Annotated in this window: 11 protein-coding genes; 5 read left to right on the top strand and 6 right to left on the bottom strand. The window is 74.6% G+C overall.

From position 1 onward, the window contains the following. Nucleotides 1-164: 164 nt before the first annotated feature. The 4 genes from AB0C36_RS22990 to AB0C36_RS22975 form a co-directional block, all read right to left on the bottom strand. The gene (locus AB0C36_RS22990) at nucleotides 165-539 is read right to left on the bottom strand and encodes an RNA polymerase-binding protein RbpA (RefSeq protein WP_358356820.1); all 375 of its coding nucleotides are present in this window, start codon (nucleotides 537-539) and stop codon (nucleotides 165-167) included. A 367-nt stretch (nucleotides 540-906) separates the two neighbouring features. After that, on the bottom strand, nucleotides 907-3,888 hold the full coding sequence (locus tag AB0C36_RS22985; RefSeq protein ID WP_358356818.1) for an ATP-binding SpoIIE family protein phosphatase: 2,982 nt from the start codon (nucleotides 3,886-3,888) through the stop codon (nucleotides 907-909). Nucleotides 3,889-4,309: 421 nt separating this feature from the next. Next, nucleotides 4,310-6,103, bottom strand: a complete 1,794-nt coding sequence (locus tag AB0C36_RS22980) for an ATP-binding protein (RefSeq protein ID WP_358356816.1) — start codon at nucleotides 6,101-6,103, stop codon at nucleotides 4,310-4,312. 199 nt (nucleotides 6,104-6,302) lie between these two features. After that, nucleotides 6,303-6,497: a hypothetical protein gene (locus AB0C36_RS22975; RefSeq protein WP_358356814.1), complete on the bottom strand. Its 195-nt coding sequence runs from the start codon at nucleotides 6,495-6,497 to the stop codon at nucleotides 6,303-6,305. A 436-nt stretch (nucleotides 6,498-6,933) separates the two neighbouring features. On the opposite strand from AB0C36_RS22975, the gene AB0C36_RS22970 reads away from it, so the two are divergent. After that, entirely contained in the window at nucleotides 6,934-7,386 is a 453-nt protein-coding gene (locus AB0C36_RS22970) for a flavodoxin family protein (protein WP_358356812.1), read from the top strand. A 49-nt stretch (nucleotides 7,387-7,435) separates the two neighbouring features. Here the strand turns inward: AB0C36_RS22970 and AB0C36_RS22965 are convergent, their stop codons facing one another. Beyond that, the gene (locus AB0C36_RS22965) at nucleotides 7,436-10,009 is read right to left on the bottom strand and encodes a S8 family peptidase (RefSeq protein ID WP_358356810.1); all 2,574 of its coding nucleotides are present in this window, start codon (nucleotides 10,007-10,009) and stop codon (nucleotides 7,436-7,438) included. Between the two features lie 251 nt (nucleotides 10,010-10,260). Continuing rightward, the gene (locus AB0C36_RS22960; protein WP_358356826.1) at nucleotides 10,261-11,517 is read right to left on the bottom strand and encodes an SLC13 family permease; all 1,257 of its coding nucleotides are present in this window, start codon (nucleotides 11,515-11,517) and stop codon (nucleotides 10,261-10,263) included. 689 nt (nucleotides 11,518-12,206) lie between these two features. Between AB0C36_RS22960 and AB0C36_RS22955 the strand changes: the two genes are divergently transcribed. From AB0C36_RS22955 to AB0C36_RS22940, 4 genes are all read left to right on the top strand, one after another. Then, on the top strand, nucleotides 12,207-13,172 hold the full coding sequence (locus AB0C36_RS22955; protein WP_358356808.1) for a hypothetical protein: 966 nt from the start codon (nucleotides 12,207-12,209) through the stop codon (nucleotides 13,170-13,172). Nucleotides 13,173-13,616: 444 nt separating this feature from the next. Continuing rightward, the gene (locus AB0C36_RS22950) at nucleotides 13,617-14,093 is read left to right on the top strand and encodes a hypothetical protein (RefSeq protein ID WP_358356807.1); all 477 of its coding nucleotides are present in this window, start codon (nucleotides 13,617-13,619) and stop codon (nucleotides 14,091-14,093) included. Nucleotides 14,094-14,262: 169 nt separating this feature from the next. Next, nucleotides 14,263-14,946 carry a TetR/AcrR family transcriptional regulator gene (locus AB0C36_RS22945; protein ID WP_358356805.1) on the top strand — a complete coding sequence of 228 codons (684 nt, stop codon included), beginning with the start codon at nucleotides 14,263-14,265 and terminating at the stop codon, nucleotides 14,944-14,946. After that, the gene (locus AB0C36_RS22940) at nucleotides 14,943-15,821 is read left to right on the top strand and encodes an NAD(P)-dependent oxidoreductase (protein WP_358356803.1); all 879 of its coding nucleotides are present in this window, start codon (nucleotides 14,943-14,945) and stop codon (nucleotides 15,819-15,821) included. Before AB0C36_RS22945 ends, AB0C36_RS22940 begins: the two co-directional genes overlap by 4 nt. Nucleotides 15,822-15,825: the final 4 nt, after the last annotated feature.

Raw genomic sequence — 15,825 nt, 5'->3', positions numbered from 1 at the left:
CCCGGCCCGATCACGTGTCGATCGGGCCGGGCCACCGGCGTGTGCGCGCATGGACGAGGTGCGCTCGTCCCTTGGACGTGCGGACGGCCGCCTGCCCGGGGGCGGCGGCCGTCGTGGACGTGTGGTGTCGTCGTTGCGGGGATGTTCCGGGGACAGTTCGGCGGTCAGGCCGTCTTGCGGTTGTCCCGCGGGTCGTGGTGCAGGTCGATGCCTCCGGACCGCAGCACGGCCAGGCGCTCGGCGAGGACTTCCTCCAGCTCCTCGCGCGTGCGCCGCTCCATCAGCATGTCCCAGTGCGTACGCGCGGGCTTGTTCTTCTTCTCCTCCGGCGGGGCGCCGTCCACCAGCTGGGCGACCGCGCCGCAGCTGCGGCACTCCCAGACCGGGGGGATCTCCGCCTCGACGGAGAACGGCATCTCGAACCGGTGACCGCGGGGACACGCGTACTCGACGGTGCGACGCGGGGCCAGGTCGATTCCACGGTCGGTCTCGTAGCTGGTGGCGCCGAGGCGCGTGCCGCGGAGAGCTCGCTCACTCATGAAATCGTGCCTCCTGGGCTTGAAGTCCACTGCGACAGCCGTGGCTGCCTGTTCGATCGATCAACGTGCGGAGGGCGCCGAAGATTCCCGGTGGTGCCGGGCATCGCGGTCCCTGGGTCCGTGTCGCCCGGGTAACTACCCGCATTCGGACGTTTCATCACATCTCGGATGCGGGGTGGCGGCATTCGAGGTACTGTTCGCGGCCGACTGGCGCACATAACGTACAGAAGCTGCCCAACAGCGATCAAAAACCGACATCAGGTGCCGAGTGCGAGACGCGTCACACCGCGTCGCACCGCACCATCGCGCCGCACCGTCCCGCCGCACTGTCGGCCCGCCACCCCGGCGGACCCGTGAGCCCGACCCGTCACCGCGGCTCGACCAGCTCCGCCCACACGACTTTCCCCGTGTCCGTCGGCCGCACCCCCCAGTCCGCCGCCAACGCGGCCACGATCATCAGCCCCCGGTGCCGCTCGTCCCCCTCGGCCGCGGCCATCCGCCGCGGCAGCCGACCGTCGTGGTCCGCCACCTGCACCACCAGCCGCCCGGGACGGTGCCCGAGCCGCAGCTCCATCGGCGTACGCGCGTGCTCCACCGCGTTCACCACCAGCTCCGTGACCACGGAGCACGCCGCGTCCCCCAGCCCCGGCAGCCGCCACTGCGCCAGCACCGACCGGGCGAACGACCGCGCCTCCCGCCCGGCCTTCGCCGTCGGCGGCAACTCCAGCGCGGCCGCCCGCTCGCGGCCCTCCCGCGCCCGTACCAGCAGCAGCGCCACGTCGTCGTGCTCGCGCCCGGTGAGCATCCCGCCCATCAACCGGTCGCACGTGTCCTGCACACCGTCGGGATTCCGGGCCGCCCCGCCCACCTCCGCCGTGAACAACTGCAGCCGGTCCGTCAGCGACACATCGTGCCGCTCCACCAACCCGTCCGTGTACAGCAGAAGCCGGTCGCACGCCCGGAACACCACGTCCGCGTCCTCGAACGTCGCGCCCTCCACACCAAGCGGCACCCCGAGGTCGTCGTCCAGCAGCCGCACCGAGCCGTCCGCCGTGATCAGCGCCGGCGGCAGGTGCCCCGCGTTCGACCACCGCACCGAGTCGTGCCACGGGTCGTACACCGCGTACACGCACGTCGTGATCTGGTCCTCCGCACCCATCCCCGCCATCATCCGGTTCAGATGCCGCATCACCTGCGCCGGCGGCAGGTCCATCACCGCGTACGCCCGCACCGCCGTACGCAGCTGCCCCATCACCGCCGCCGCGGCCAGCCCCCGCCCCATCACGTCGCCGATCACCAGCGCGACCCGCCCCGCCGACAACGGGATCACGTCGAACCAGTCCCCGCCCACCTGCGAGCCCCGCGCCCCCGGCAGGTACCGGCACGCGATCTCCAGCGCCTCGATGTCCGGCAGCTCCGGCGGCAGCAGCGAACGCTGCAACCGCACCGCCGTGTCCCGCACACTCCGGTACAGCCGGGCGTTCTCGATCGCCGCCGCGGCCTGCGACGCGATGCCCAGCGCCAACTGCTCGTCCCGCTCGGTGAAGATGTCCGGCTTCGAGTGCGAGAACGCGAACGCCCCCAGCCCCTTGCCCTCCCGGCTCACCACCGGCACGCCCAGGTAGCTGCGCACCGGCAGTGCCTCCGGGTCCGCGGCCACCGGCGCCGGGTGCCACCGCCCAGGGTGCTCCGCGACATCCCCGGACCGTACGACGTCCGCGCCCAGGTGCGCGAGCGTCAGCCGGACCCCGGGGTCGGGCAGCAGCGGATGCGGCGTGCCGCCGCGCACCGCCGCGGCGTGCCGGATGTCGTCGAGCCCGTCGTCCCGGTCGCAGTCCCGGTACAGCAGGATCCCGTGCTCCGCCGCGATCACCTTCGTGGCCGCGTCGGTCGCGGTCTGCACCAGCTGGTCCAGGTCCAGTTCCCGGGTCAGCTGCTGCCCGACGCTGTACAGCGTCTCCACGATGTGCGTCTCCTGCTCCAGGCGGCGCTGCTTGATGCGCAGCTGCTCGGCCTGGGTCCGCACGCGCCCCCGGTACGTCTCGACCGTGCGCGCCTGCTCCACCGTCGTGTCCTCGGTGGCCGCGAGCAACTGCTCGAGCGCGTCCAGGCGCGCGGCGGTCATCTGCCCGTTGCGCGGCGTCGGCACCGGGGTCGGCGGGGCGGGCAGCAGCGCCAGGCGGGTCGCGGCGGTCAGGCTGCGCAGCGCCTCGGCGGCGGCGGCCGGGATGTGGTGGCCGCTGTAGAGGAGGACGGCGAACAGCTCGCCGTCGGGGAGGGTTCCCGCGTACCCGAGCACGGTGCGGGTGCCGTGCAGGGCGGCCATCTGGTCGGGGATGTGCGCGATGGCGTGGCGCTCGGCGTCGGCGTCCGGGTCGGTGCCCATGAGCGGGGCCGGCCGCTGGGCAGCCTCGGGGTCTGCCGCGGCGGCCGGGGCGGACGCGGGGTCGTTGGGCGGGCGCGGACCGGCGGGGCCGCGGCCCGGGAACCGCGGGACGGTCTCCGGCACGTACGCGGCCGGCGGTTCGCGCGGCGGTTCGTCGAACGCCTCGGGCAGCGATCCGGGCACCGATCCGGGGAGTGCTTCGGGCAGTGACTCGGGGATCGTCTCGGCGAGGGTCTCGCGCACGGTGGCGCGGACCGTCTCGGCGACCGCCCCCGCGGCGGCCGCGGGGAAGGACAGCGCGGCGCCCGGCGGCGCGGGGATGGCGGCGGCGTGCGCGGGATATGCGGCGAACGTGCCTGTGTCCGTGCGGGAGTTCGTCGCGGCGCGCGGGTCTCTGTCCGTGTCCGGGTCCGGGTACTGCGCGGTGTCCGCCACCGCATCCGCGGCGTCGGGCGGGGCCGAGGCCGGCTCGGACAGCGCCAAGCCCGCGGGCAGCCCCGGCGGACCGGGCGGCCGCGGCACGGACACCGCTTCCGGCGTCCCGGCGGACTCCGGCACGCGTAGCGCCGGCACACCGCCCCGCGGTGTCGCGTCGCCGCAGATCCCGAGGTCGCGCAGCACCGCGTCCAGAGCCGGGTGCAGCGGCGCGGGCACGCCGGGGCCGGCGAGGGGAATCAGGTCGGGTGCGCCGGGGTGCCCGGGCCCAGGCTCGAACGCGCCGTCGCCGGCCAGGAGTTCGAGGACGCGGTCACCGGCGTCGCCGCCGCGGCGGCGGGACGTCGCGTACACCCGCACGAGGCCGAGCTGCGGTGCTCCGGCGGCCGCGTCCGCGAACGCGCCGCGCAAGTGCCGGGCCAGGGCCCGGGCGGCCTCCTCCGGGGTCGTCGCGGCGGCCGTGGCCTGCCGCAGGTCGGAGCCGCAGACGACGAGGTCGCTGGCGGTGAGGTTCGCGAGGTCGAACACGGGCGTCCACGTCCTCGGCTGCGGTCCCGGGCGGTGTGTCGGTGGTCCATCATGGCGCGGGGCCCGGTCCGGTGAGCGTGGTTTGGCATATTGAGACCCGCTTGGGCGCGAACGGTCGGATACGGGCGCATTACGACGCCGACCTCCGTACCTGCGCCGCGCGCCCGCCACCCATGCCACACCTCAGTCGCACTCTTGATCACACCCGTGCCGCGCAGGGCCCGGAACGTGCCGTGGCCCCGCGAGGAACATCCTCCCGGGGCCACGGCCGCCACCAGCACATCTCGCGGTTATTCACTCGAACGGACTACCCGCGATGGTCATTTCGGACGCGGAGGGCGCCGGTGTCGGATCGGCTTTCGCCCGGTTCCGATCGCCCGGCGCCCACCAGCTGGTCTGTTCACCCCGAGCCGGGGCCGGCTCAGTGCGACTTCACGAGCGACGGAGCGCCGCCGCCCGCGCCGGACAGCCCGGTTGTCACCGGGACCGTCCCCTCGGGCCGCCCGTCGGACACGGCACCCGCCGCCGCCCCGGCCGCGCCGGCCGGGGCCGCGTCCGGCGCGCGCGAGCCGGCGGCCAGGACGACGTCCGGAAGCAGGTCCAGAATCCGCCGCCGGTCCGGCTCGGGGGTGTCGTCCTCCAGCGGGTCCGGCGTGTACGGGGTCTGCAGCCGGATCACCGGGCCCGCGCCGAGCCGCGCGTACCCGCGCCCCGGCGGCATCGCGTCGCCGCCCGTGATGCCCGGCTCCGCACCGAGCGCCGCGACCAGCGTGTCCGTGTCCAGCGGCCCGAGCGCGATCCGGGTGTGCGTCTCGCCGAGCAGCCCCGGGTGCAGCCGGGCCAGCTGGGTGGGCCGCGCGGTGGTCACCACGCTGATGTGCGTGGTGCGGCCCAGGCGCAGCGGCAGGTCGAGGAGTTCGTACACGTCGGACGCCGATGCCCCGGTGGCGTCGGCGAGTTCGGCGGGCTCGTCGAGCAGTACCAGCAACGGGCGCCGGGCGTCCTCCGGCACCGGTACGCCGGCCGCCTTCGCGTCCCCGATCGCCGCGGCGCGGCGCGTGGTCTCGGCGTGCAGCCACGTGAGCGTCTCGCGGACCTGGTCGGCCGTGGAGTCCACGCGCAGCACACCCACCCGGCCGGCGAGGTACGCGAAGTCGCCCGACCCCGTCGCGTCGATCGCGATCAGGTCGCCGTCGCGCAGCGCCTGTAGCGCGATGGTGCGCAGCAGGGTGGTCTTCCCGGCGGCGGGTCCGGCGACGGCGAGTAGGTGCGGCGCGTTGGTGCGGGTGCCGGTACGCCAGATGACGGGCGGCAGTTGGTGCACGTTCGCCGCGGGGGCGCCGTTCGCGGGGGCGGTGGCCGCCGCGGGCGGGGCGCCCGCGGCCTTGTCGACCGGCGCGCCCGCGGGTTCGGCGGGGCCGCCCGGGGTCATCGACACGGGGATGAGGCGGTTGGTGGAGCTGGCGTCGGTGAACCCGAGGACGATCTCGCAGGGCGCGGTCACGTACGGCTGGGCGGGCACCGGGCCGGGGAGCGGCGGGAGCGCGGCGACGGTGAGGCGGTTGTTCTCGGTGTCCCAGTCGTACAGGTACTCGCGGGCGCGGCCGGCCTTGGCCTCGATGACGCGTTCGATGCGTGCCCGGGCGTCGGGGTCGTCGTCGGTGAAGTAGGGGGAGTAGCGAAGTTCGAGGCGGGTCAGGCGGTCGCCGTCGAACTCGTGGTGCTCGAACGCCTTGGCGTACTCGCCGCCGGGCACGAACAGCCCCGCCGGGTCGTGGTCGTCGGCCAGGTGCGGGACGAGCCCGTTGTAGACGGCCTGGAGCCGGCCGTCGCCGGGCGGCGGGCCCGGCGGAGGCGGCGGCGTGCGGTCGCGGCCCATCCAGGCGGCCCCGGCCATGACGGCGGCGAGGGCCAGGAGCGGCCCGAACGGCAGGAAGTAGAGCAGGACCGCGGAGACGGCGACGCCGACGGCGGCCGCCTTGCGCTTGTCCGGCGGGGCCTCCTTCCACCACGTGCGCGCCCAGGCCGCCTCGCGGCGCAGGCCGCGGCCGAGGTGCAGGAGCGGGGAGAACATGTCGCGGGCGTGGTGGCGTACGCGGCCGAGGTGGGCGCGGCCGTTGCTCAGTCCGGCCCGGGTCGCGTGCAGGCCGTTGCGGGTGGCGGCGGCGACGCGGCGGGACAGGGCGGGCGCGGTGGGCGGCAGGGGGGACGGCACGGGGGCTCCTGGGGCGGCAGGGGTTTCTTGCGGGGTGCTGCGGGACGGCAGAGAGGGGGCGTGTCGCGGCCGGCGGCCCGTCCGGACGGGGGTACGCGCAAGGCCCCGACTCGTCGCCGAGCCAGGGCCGGGTACGCGGGTGCCGCCGTGGGCGGGCGGCTCCGAACGTGCCGTGCAGCCGAACGGATGTCCGGTGCGGTTAGAAGTTCAGCCCGCCGAGCAGGCTGGCGAGGCTGTTGCCACTGGCCGTGATGTGCGGGGCGATGGCGGTGCTGGCCAGATAGAAGCCGAAGAGCGCGCAGACGAGGGCGTGCGAGATCTTCATCCCGTCCTTGCGGAAGAACAGGAAGGCGATGACGCCGAGCAGCAGGACTCCGGAGATGGACAGGACCACGATGACTCCTGGGGGCGGTGCACTGGGGTGTGCACGTGGTGCGGGTGGGACGGCGGCGGACCACGACGCCATGGACTTCGAATGTCACAAACATCACAGAAAGTGGTCTTATCCTTACAAATGGTGAGAACGACGCAACCCGACAAACGGGTTAAATCGTCACCAAAACCACCCGGCTCGCCGCTGATCAGCGGCGTTCCCGGCCACTCACCGCCAGTCCCACCGCCGCGGCGAGTCCACCCGTACGGCCCAACCCCCGCCCGCGCCACGCCCCGACAACGGGGCCGCGACCCCCGTTTCCGTAGGGTTGGCCCCGGCACAGACCCCGGGTACGGGTCCACGACCCCCGGGCATCGACCCCGGCACGGAATCCGAACCGGATCAGGCACAGGACCACGTACAGCGGCGAAAGGACGTGAGCGCGGGTGGCGGTCCGATGACAGTTCTCCTCGTGGTGCACCACAGCCCGTCCCCGACCCTGGCCGAACTCCTGGAGTGCGCCCTGACCGGAGCCCGCGACCCCGACATCACCGGCGTCGAGATCCGGGTGCGCCCCGCCCTGGTGTGCTCACCGCAGGAAGCCCTCGAAGCCGACGGCTACCTCCTCGGCACCCCCGCCAACATCGGCTACATGTCCGGCGCCCTCAAGCACTGGTTCGACCAGCTGCTCTACCTCGACGCGCACGGCGCCCAGCGCAAGCCGTACGGCCTCTACGTGCACGGCAACAGCGACACCACCGGCGCCGTCCGCTCCGTCGAGACGGCCGCCGCCGCCATGGACCTGCGCCGCGTACGCCCGCCCGTCGAGATCACCGGCCCCGTCACCAAGGACGCCCGCGAAGCCTGCACCGAACTCGGCGCCGTGGTCGCCGCGGAGCTGATGGACTAGCCGGCACCTCCCCGACCGGGGTCATTGCTGCCCGGTCGTTGCGGCCGGGTCACCGCGGCTTCAGCGGAACCTCCGTACGCGTCGGCGTCGCCCACACCCGATCGCCCAACGGCCCCAGGTCGCCCTTTGCGGGGTCGCCCGGCGCGGCCGGCTCCAGCACGGCCCGCCCGTCACGCGCCAGCAGCCAGCCGGTGGCCGCCGCGGGAGCCGCGGGAGCCGCCCCCGGCGAACGGCCTTCCAGGGGACGCCCGGCAGCCACCGCCGCATCGACCCGCTCCCACGCACCGCCCGCGAAACGCCACAGGCCCGCGGACCCGGTCCGCGCGCACGGCTCACCCGGCGGCATCGCGTACCGGGCCATGGCCGCGTACAGGATGTCCCCGTTGAAGAACATCTCGTCGAACATCACGCCCGCGGGCGGCGCGGGCCGAGCCACCTCGCCCAGATCGGAACCGCGCAGCACGTACACCCCCTGAGGGCTGCCGCACGACCCGTAGCCCGTCGCGACGGCCACCTTGTCACCGGCCGCGCTCGTGGCCACCGTCCCGACCACCGACCCCGCGACATCGTGCGACGGACCGACCTGCCCCGACACCGGGTCCACCAGCCACAGCCGCTCCGACGCCTGCGCCCCGCCCGACTCGTGGACCAGCAGCCTGCCCCCGACCGGGCCGCGCAGCGACTTCGAACCGACCGCGTCGGCGGGGAACGCCGGAACGGACGACCCGATCTCGTCGAGCGTGTGCGCGTTGTAGCGGGTCAGCGTGCCGTCCACGTCCATACGCAGCACCAGGTCGCCCGTCGGCGGGCCGCCGCCGGGGTCGGTGACCGCGGCGTCCTGCACGAGCGCCGGAGGGCCGGACCCTCCCGAACCGCCCGCGCAGTCGTCGCACGGCTTCTCGACCGGCTTCGTGCCCGGCCCGGCCCACGAGAACAGCGTCCGCTCGTCCGCACCCACCAGCAGCGTGTGGTCCGCGGACCAGGCCAGCCAACCCGGAGGACGGTCCGCGGCACGCACCGGGTGGGAGGTCGCGCCGTCGTAGGCGTACAGCGTGCCGTCCTGCACGTACGCCGCCTGCGTACGCTCCGCGAGCGCCACCGGCGCCCCGGGCGAACCCGACGGCCCGGGAGACTGCCCGGCCGTCGGCGCGGAAGTCGGCCCCGGTGGCGGGCCGTTGCGGATCCGGTCGACCAGGCCGGCGATGTTCAGCATGCCGCGCCCGGTGCCGCGCTTCCCGCGGTCGTCCTCGTCCACGCCGCCGGGATCCGCGGTGTCCACCAGGGCCCGCGAGACCTCCTCGGCCGTCGCGTCCGGCCGTACGAACCGCGCGACGGCCGCCGCCGCGGCGACGTGCGGGGCCGCCTGCGACGTGCCCTGGAGCCCCGCGTACTTGCCGCCCGGCGCCAGGGACAGCACCAGGCCGCCCCCGTGCCCCGGTGGCAGCAGAGCCGTCTGCTGCCCGCCCGGCGCGACCAGGTCCACGTCGTCGTTCTTCGACGAGTACGCCATCACCTCGCGGTCGTCGTTCACCGCGCCTACGTTCACGACACCGTCGTACACACTCGGGACCTGCCGCTGATGGCGGTCCTCGCAGTCGTTGTCGAACGGGTTTCCCGCGAACCGCTCGCCGCAGTTCCCGGCCGAGCCCACCAGCACTACCCCGCCCGCCCGCGCGAACTCCACCGCCGCCGCCCCGAACGCCAGCGCGTCGCGGTACTCCGGCAGCTGGTACAGCGAGTACGCCCCGCCGAACGACATGTTCGCGACGTCCGCCCCGTGGTTCACCGCCCAGGTCAGCCCGGTCCACCACGACGGCCCCCGCGGATTGGCCTTCTTCAGGTGCACCGGCACATCCAGCACCGACACCCCGGGGGCGACACCGACGATGCCGCCGTTGCCGCGCCGCGCGGCCACGATCCCGGCGACGTGCGTACCGTGGCCCTCCTCGTCGAGCGCGCCCTCGCCCTCGTAGTGCCGACGCCCGACCACCGCCCCCGCGAGATCCGGATGTCCCGCGTCGACACCGGTGTCGATGACGGCCACCACCACCCCGGTCCCGTCCGGCCACGGCAGGTCCGCGGAGTTCTCGGGGGCACCGAGCAAGTCCAGCGGCCACTGGTCGCCGCGCCGGTCGTCCTCCTGCGTCGGCGCCGCCGGGGCTACCTGAGTCGATGGAGACGAGAGCGCGGAAGGAGCCGGAGCGGCAGCGGGGGAGAGCGCGTGCGGCGTCATCGGCGGCGCCACCGCCGCGACGACCACGGCCGGATCCCGCGCCAGCACCGCCCGGCGCGCCTCCACGTCCCCCGGTGCAACGTACTCGGTCGCCACCGACAGGCAGGAGCCGTCCACGCGCATCACGTCCAGCGGCACCAGCCCGGCGTCCGCCGCGGGCACAGGCCCGGTACGCGTCGCGTCCTCGCACCGCGGACCGGGCTTCGCCGCACGGATCAGCGCCAACTGGCGTGCGTCGAGCACCGCTTCGGCCCGCACCCGGGCATCCGCTCCGCCGCCGCGGTCGTCCCGCAGCACCACCACCAGGACGGCGGCAAGAACGGCGGCCGCAACCACCGCGGCCGTCACCATGAACGCGGCGCGGCGGCCCCGACCGCCCGGGGCCCTCACCGCGCGCTCCCCGCACGTCGAGGACCGCGCTCGGCCCGTACCGTCCCGATGCCCGTCAACGCCGTACTCGCCCCGGTCACGGTCGCCGACCATACCGCTACCCGCGCACGCGCTCCCCGGCCTCGTCCCGGACGCGCGGCCGGCGGCGTCACGCGAACTGAGGCCAAGTCACGCGACGTCGGCTGTCGAGCCAGGTGTCGAGCCAGGCGTCGAATCGGTCGTCGAGTCGGTTCTCGAGTCGGTGGTCCGATTCAGGTGCCGATCAGCGCCAACGACGCCCACAACGCCGTGACCGACAGGACCAGGGCGGCCGGCACCGTGAGCAGCCCCAGCCTGGTGAACTCGCCCAACCCCACCTCCGCCCCCTGCTCACGCATGATGCGGCGCCACAGCAACGTGGCCAGCGAACCGGCGTACGTGAGATTCGGACCGATGTTCACCCCGAGCAGCACCGCAAGCACCGCACCCGCGCCCATCGGACCGGCCAGCGGCAGCATCACCAACACCGCGGGCAGGTTGTTGACGACGTTCGCCAGCACCGCCGCCAACGCCGCGACGGCCAGCAGCGCGGGCAACCCGGTGCCGTGCGGCACCACGTGCCCCAGCGCGTCGGCCAACCCGTTGTCCACGACCGCCCGGACCACCAGGCCCAGCCCCAGCACGAACGCCAGGAACGGCAGCGCCGCCGCCCGTACCAACGCGCCCGGCGTGGTGCGCCGCCGCAGCAGCGCCCGGACCGCCAGCACCGCCGCACCGGCCGCCGCCGCCCACGCCGGATCCACGTCCGCCGCCGACGCCACCAGGAACCCCGCCAGTGTGCCCAGCACCGTCACCAGCGCGAACACCGGGAAGGCCGGGGCGTCCACGCGCGGCGGCACCTCCGGCACGGCCGCGAGATCGGCCCGGAAGAACCGCCGGAACACCACGTACTCCACGGCGATCGCGACCACCCACGGCAGCAGCATCAACGCCGCGAAACGGACGAAGCTCAGCCCGCTGACCGCGAACGCCAGCAGGTTCGTCAGGTTCGACACCGGCAGGAGCAGCGACGCCGTGTTCGACAGATGCGCACACGCGTACACATGCGGCCGCGCCCGCACCCCGGCCCGCGCGGCCGTCACGAACACCACCGGCGTCAGCAGCACGATCGTCGCGTCGAGGCTCAGCACCGCAGTGATCAGCGAGGCCAGCGCGAACACCTGCACCAACAGACCACGCGGACGCCCCGCCGCCGCTCGGGCCATCCACACACCGCACGCCTCGAACAGGCCCTCCTCGTCGCACAACCGCGCGAGAACCAGCACCGCGGCGAGAAAGCCGATCACCGGCCCGAGCCGCTCCGCCTCCTCCCGCGCGGCACCCAGGGATATCGCCCCCGTCGCCACCACGACCCCCGCCGCGGGAACCGCCACCACGGCCTCCGGCAGCCCCCGCGGCCGGACCACCGCAAAACCGAGGACCGCCAGGAGAAGGACGACGGAGAGCGCTTCCGCGGACGCGGCGTTCAGGGGTACGGCCTTTCGGACTCGGTGGCCAGACGGTCGCGCGACCGGGGCGGCCGCCAGGACGGGTTGGTCGGTACGGCAGTGGTGCTGCGGTCGGCACGCGATCGTACGCAGCCGCGATGCGCCCGCCCCGACCGGCACTCGCCCCCGGCACCCCGACCTGCCCGCGGCCGGGGGAGGACAGACCCGGCAGGCGCGGCGGACGACGCCCGGCCGGACCGGACGGGACCGTGGCGGAGCGTACGGCCGCGCCGGACGCAGCGGCCACACCAGGACGGTATTCGGACGACACCCGGCGCACATCGGACAACGACGCCATCGGGGCCGCGGGAGCCCAGACACTGACGCCCGGTTGGCCTGAGCAGAGACCGGGCAGACCAGGCCGACCGGGCCTGACGCAACCGGTGGCCCTGGCTTCCGGCCTTGGCCGCGCCGACCCAGGGCTGTGGACCCAGGGCTGTGCGGTGGGGCGCGACCGGGCCCGGACCCGGGTGCACGCCGCCCCCACCTCTCGCGGCGGGGCGTGAGCGCGCGCCCGGGCGGGCAGGGGCCCGGTAGCGGTTCGCCGCGCGCCCCGTACCCCCGCGTCCGCAACCGGCGGCGGTTTCCGGCAGGAAACCGCACCCCGCCCGCCCCCAACAGCCCGCCCGCAACCGTCCCGAGCCCACTCGCCCGGCCATGGAGGTCCCCACGTGGATCTGGACACTGTCGCCGACGAGTTGTACGCGCTCACCCCCGGCGAGTTCACCGCCGCCCGCAACGCGCGCGCCGCCGAGGCCGTCCGCGCCGGCGACCGCCCGCTCGGCGAACGCATCCGAGCCCTGCCGAAACCCACCCTCGCCGCCTGGGCGAGCAACCTCCTCGTACGCACCCGCCCGGACGAGACCGGTCCGCTGCTCGAACTCGGCGAGGCACTGCGCAACGCGTACCTCAACGTCGATGCCGCCCAACTGCGCACCCTCTCCGCACGCCAGCGCCAGGTGACCGCCGCACTTGCCCGCGAGGCCCGGCAGCTTGCCGCGTCCGCGGGGCAGCCCCTTGGGAACCAGGCCCTGCAAGAAGTCCAGGACACCCTGCACGCCGCGCTCGCCGACCCGGACGCGGCACGGGAGTGGGCGTCCGGGCGGTTGTCCCGCCCGCTCGGCGCCGCCGGGTTCCCGGCCGTCAGCCCGTCCGCGGTGACAAGACCGCACGCCACCGCCGGACACGCGCCCGAGGCGGCCCCGGCGCCCGTTGCCGAACCGGGCCGCAAACGCGCCACCAACACCACGACCAGCACGACCAAAGCTGCCTCGGCGCCGACCGACCTCGACCGGGCACGGGCCCGCCGCGAACGCCGCGCCCGCGCCGACCGCGTCGGAAAGGCGCTGCGTGAGGCGGAGGAGGCGCACGAAGCCGCCGAAGAATCCCGCTCCGGGCAGCAGGAGCGCCTCGACCGCACCACCGCCCACCAGGAGCGCGCGGCCCGCCGCGCCGCCGACCTCGCCACGCGGCTGGCCGCCGCACAGGACGAACTGCGCGACGCCGAGACCGCCGTACGCGAGGCTCGCACCGACCTCAAGGCCGCCGACCGCGCCGTACACGAGGCCGAGACCCGGCTGCGCCGCGCCCGCCGCGAGGCCGAGGCCGAGGAAGACCCCGACGGCGGTGACGCCTGATGCCGTACGCGGGCGGGGCGGCCCGGACGTGCGGCGCCGGTGGCGTAGTTTCCGAGTGCGTAGGTCGCGGATGCGTAGTCACCAGTGACCCAGCCGCCGGGAATGCCCGTGCACATGCCGTGGTTGTAACGGGTGGTCGGTGGGACCGGTGTCCCCGGGTCTCACCTATTGCCACCGAGGAATACCGTTCGGCTGGAGCCTCGGCGTGCCTTTCGCCGCGAGGCGACCCGCCCACCGACTGCGAGGAGGGCTTCGCCACGGCGAGGCCCTCCTCGGCGTTCGTACGCATGCCCGATCCGCTGACCGCACCGACACTGCGAACACCGCTGACACGACGGACACCGCGTGTACCCGTCGTGCCGCTCACGGCGGTGGTGACCCGTGACCGGTAGGCCCCCACAGCCTGCTGACGGCGCGTCAGCCGGTGGCGTACCGTCCCCACGCATGGACTACGTCGGCTGGGTCGTGCTCGCCCGCGGGGACTCCGAGCTGCGCCGCGCCCCCGCGGTGGCGGCATTCGCGGGGGCGGTGGGCGGCGAACGCGTGTTCGGCACCTGGCGCGAGCTGCGCATAGCCGACACCGGAGCCGGCGACGCCGACGTCCTCGCCTTGGCCCGCGCGACCGGCGCCCCCGCGCTCGCCGTGTATGTCGTCGACGGCCTGTGCGCGGTCGGCGAGGGAGCGACACCGGGCGGAACCGCGTTCGACCTGGTGTTCGGCGAGGAACGCGTCGCCGAGGAGTACGCCGCCGCCCTGCCCGACGACTACCGGCGGGCAGATGCCGTCGCGGCCGTCACCGCGTGGGCCGCGGAAGCCGACCTGGCCGCCGTACCGGACGCCGTCGACCGCGCCCTCGCCCGCGGCGGGCTCGACGACCTGTACCGGGCCGTCGGCCTGACCGGGCGCGCCGGACCGCACTGACCCGCCTCGCGCGCCTGCCTGGGGCCGTCGCCCAAGTCAACGGCCACGTCCCGTCCCATACCGCTCGCCGCTCGCCGCTCGCCGCTCGCCGCACGCGGCACGCGGCACGCGGCACGCGGCACGACAAGAATCTTGACTGATCGTTCCATATTCAGGTTAGGGTGGGCGCATGGCCCGGACCAGGGAGTTCGACACCGAAGCCGCCATAGATGCCGCCACGGCCGTCTTCTGGCACCAGGGATACGCCGCGACATCCATCCAGGACCTGGTCGACGCGACCGGCCTGGGACGCGGCTCGCTGTACGCCGCGTTCGGCAGCAAAGACGGCCTCTACGAAGCCGCACTCACCCAGTACGCCCGACGCACCGCCACCGACAACACCCGCCGCCTCGACCGCCCGGCACCCGTCCGCGAGATCCTGCGCGACCTGCTCCTCGACACCATCGAGAGCACCGCCCGCGACCCGCGCCGACGCGGCTGCCTCATCACCAACACCGCCGTCGAACGCACTCCGCACGACCCCATGGCCGCCCGCGTCGTCACCGACGCCCTCGACGGCCTGACCGCATGCGTCGCCGATGTCCTGCGCCGCGGCCGCGAACGCGGCGAACTCCCGCCCGACACCGACACCGCCGCGCTCGCCGACCTCGTCGTCACCACCGTGCAGGGCCTCCGCGTACGCGCCAAGGCCGGCACCGACCCCGCACGCCTCAACGCCGTCGTCGACCTCCTGCTCTCCGTCGTCCCCGACGGGTCACCCGACGGGCCACCGACATCCGCAACGCACCGACCCAGCGCCCGTACGAGCCCCCGTACCAGCGACCGCCCCACCTCGAAAGGCACCACGACGTGACCACCACCGTCGCCCTCCTCGGCACCGGCATCATGGGCTCCGCCATGGCTCGCAACCTCCTCGCGACCGGCCACGACCTCCGCGTCTGGAACCGCACCCGCGAGCGCGCCGAACCTCTCGGCGCCGCCGGAGCCACCGTCGCCGACGACCCGGCCGACGCGGTACGCGGCGCCGATGTCATCCTCACGGTGCTCAACGACGGCGACGCGGTCCATGCCGCGATGACCGCCGCCGCACCGGGCCTGCGTACCGGCCAGGTCTGGGCACAGATGAGCACCGTCGGCGTCGCCGCCCTCGAACGGCTCGCCGAACTCGCCGACACCCACGGACTCGTCCTCGTCGACGCACCTGTCCAGGGCACCCGGCAGCCCGCCGAGGCAGGCACCCTCGTCATCCTCGCCGGCGGCCCCCGGCCACCCGCCCTCGACAGCGTGTTCGACGCCGTGGGCAGCAAGACCCTGCGCTTCGACGCGGTCGGCGACGCCACCCGCCTCAAGCTCACCACCGTCGGCTACGGCATCGCCATGACCTCCGTGATCGGCGAATTCCTCGCCCTCGCCGAAGGCCTCGGCGTCGACCCCGCGGACTTCGCCGCGGTCATGACCGGCGGCCCGATGGACAGCCCGTACCTCCAGGCCAAGATGGCCGCCATCCGCGGCAACGACTACACGCCCAGCTTCACGGTCCGCAACGCCGAGAAGGACACCCGCCTCATCGCCGACGCCGCCGCCCGCGCGGGCATCTCCGTCGACCTCACCCAGGCCGCCGGCGCCCGCTTCCGCCGCGCCGAAGCACGCGGCCACGGCGACGACGACATGGCCGCAAGCTACTTCGCCGGCTTCGCCACCGACCCCGCCACTCGGCCATCGGCCTGACCGC

The sequence above is a fragment of the Streptodolium elevatio genome, assembly GCF_040649515.1.
GTDB classification, from domain to species: Bacteria; Actinomycetota; Actinomycetes; order Streptomycetales; family Streptomycetaceae; genus Yinghuangia; species Yinghuangia elevatio.
The sequence above is the reverse complement of the archived record's forward strand: the minus strand, read 5'-3'. Positions and strand labels throughout refer to the sequence as shown.

Coding starts and splice junctions, on each gene's coding strand:
- AB0C36_RS22990 (WP_358356820.1), bottom strand. CDS start 539: ATGAGTGAGCGAGCTCTCCGCGGCACGCGCCTCGGCGCCACCAGCTAC.
- AB0C36_RS22970 (WP_358356812.1), top strand. CDS start 6,934: ATGACAGTTCTCCTCGTGGTGCACCACAGCCCGTCCCCGACCCTGGCC.
- AB0C36_RS22950 (WP_358356807.1), top strand. CDS start 13,617: ATGGACTACGTCGGCTGGGTCGTGCTCGCCCGCGGGGACTCCGAGCTG.
- AB0C36_RS22945 (WP_358356805.1), top strand. CDS start 14,263: ATGGCCCGGACCAGGGAGTTCGACACCGAAGCCGCCATAGATGCCGCC.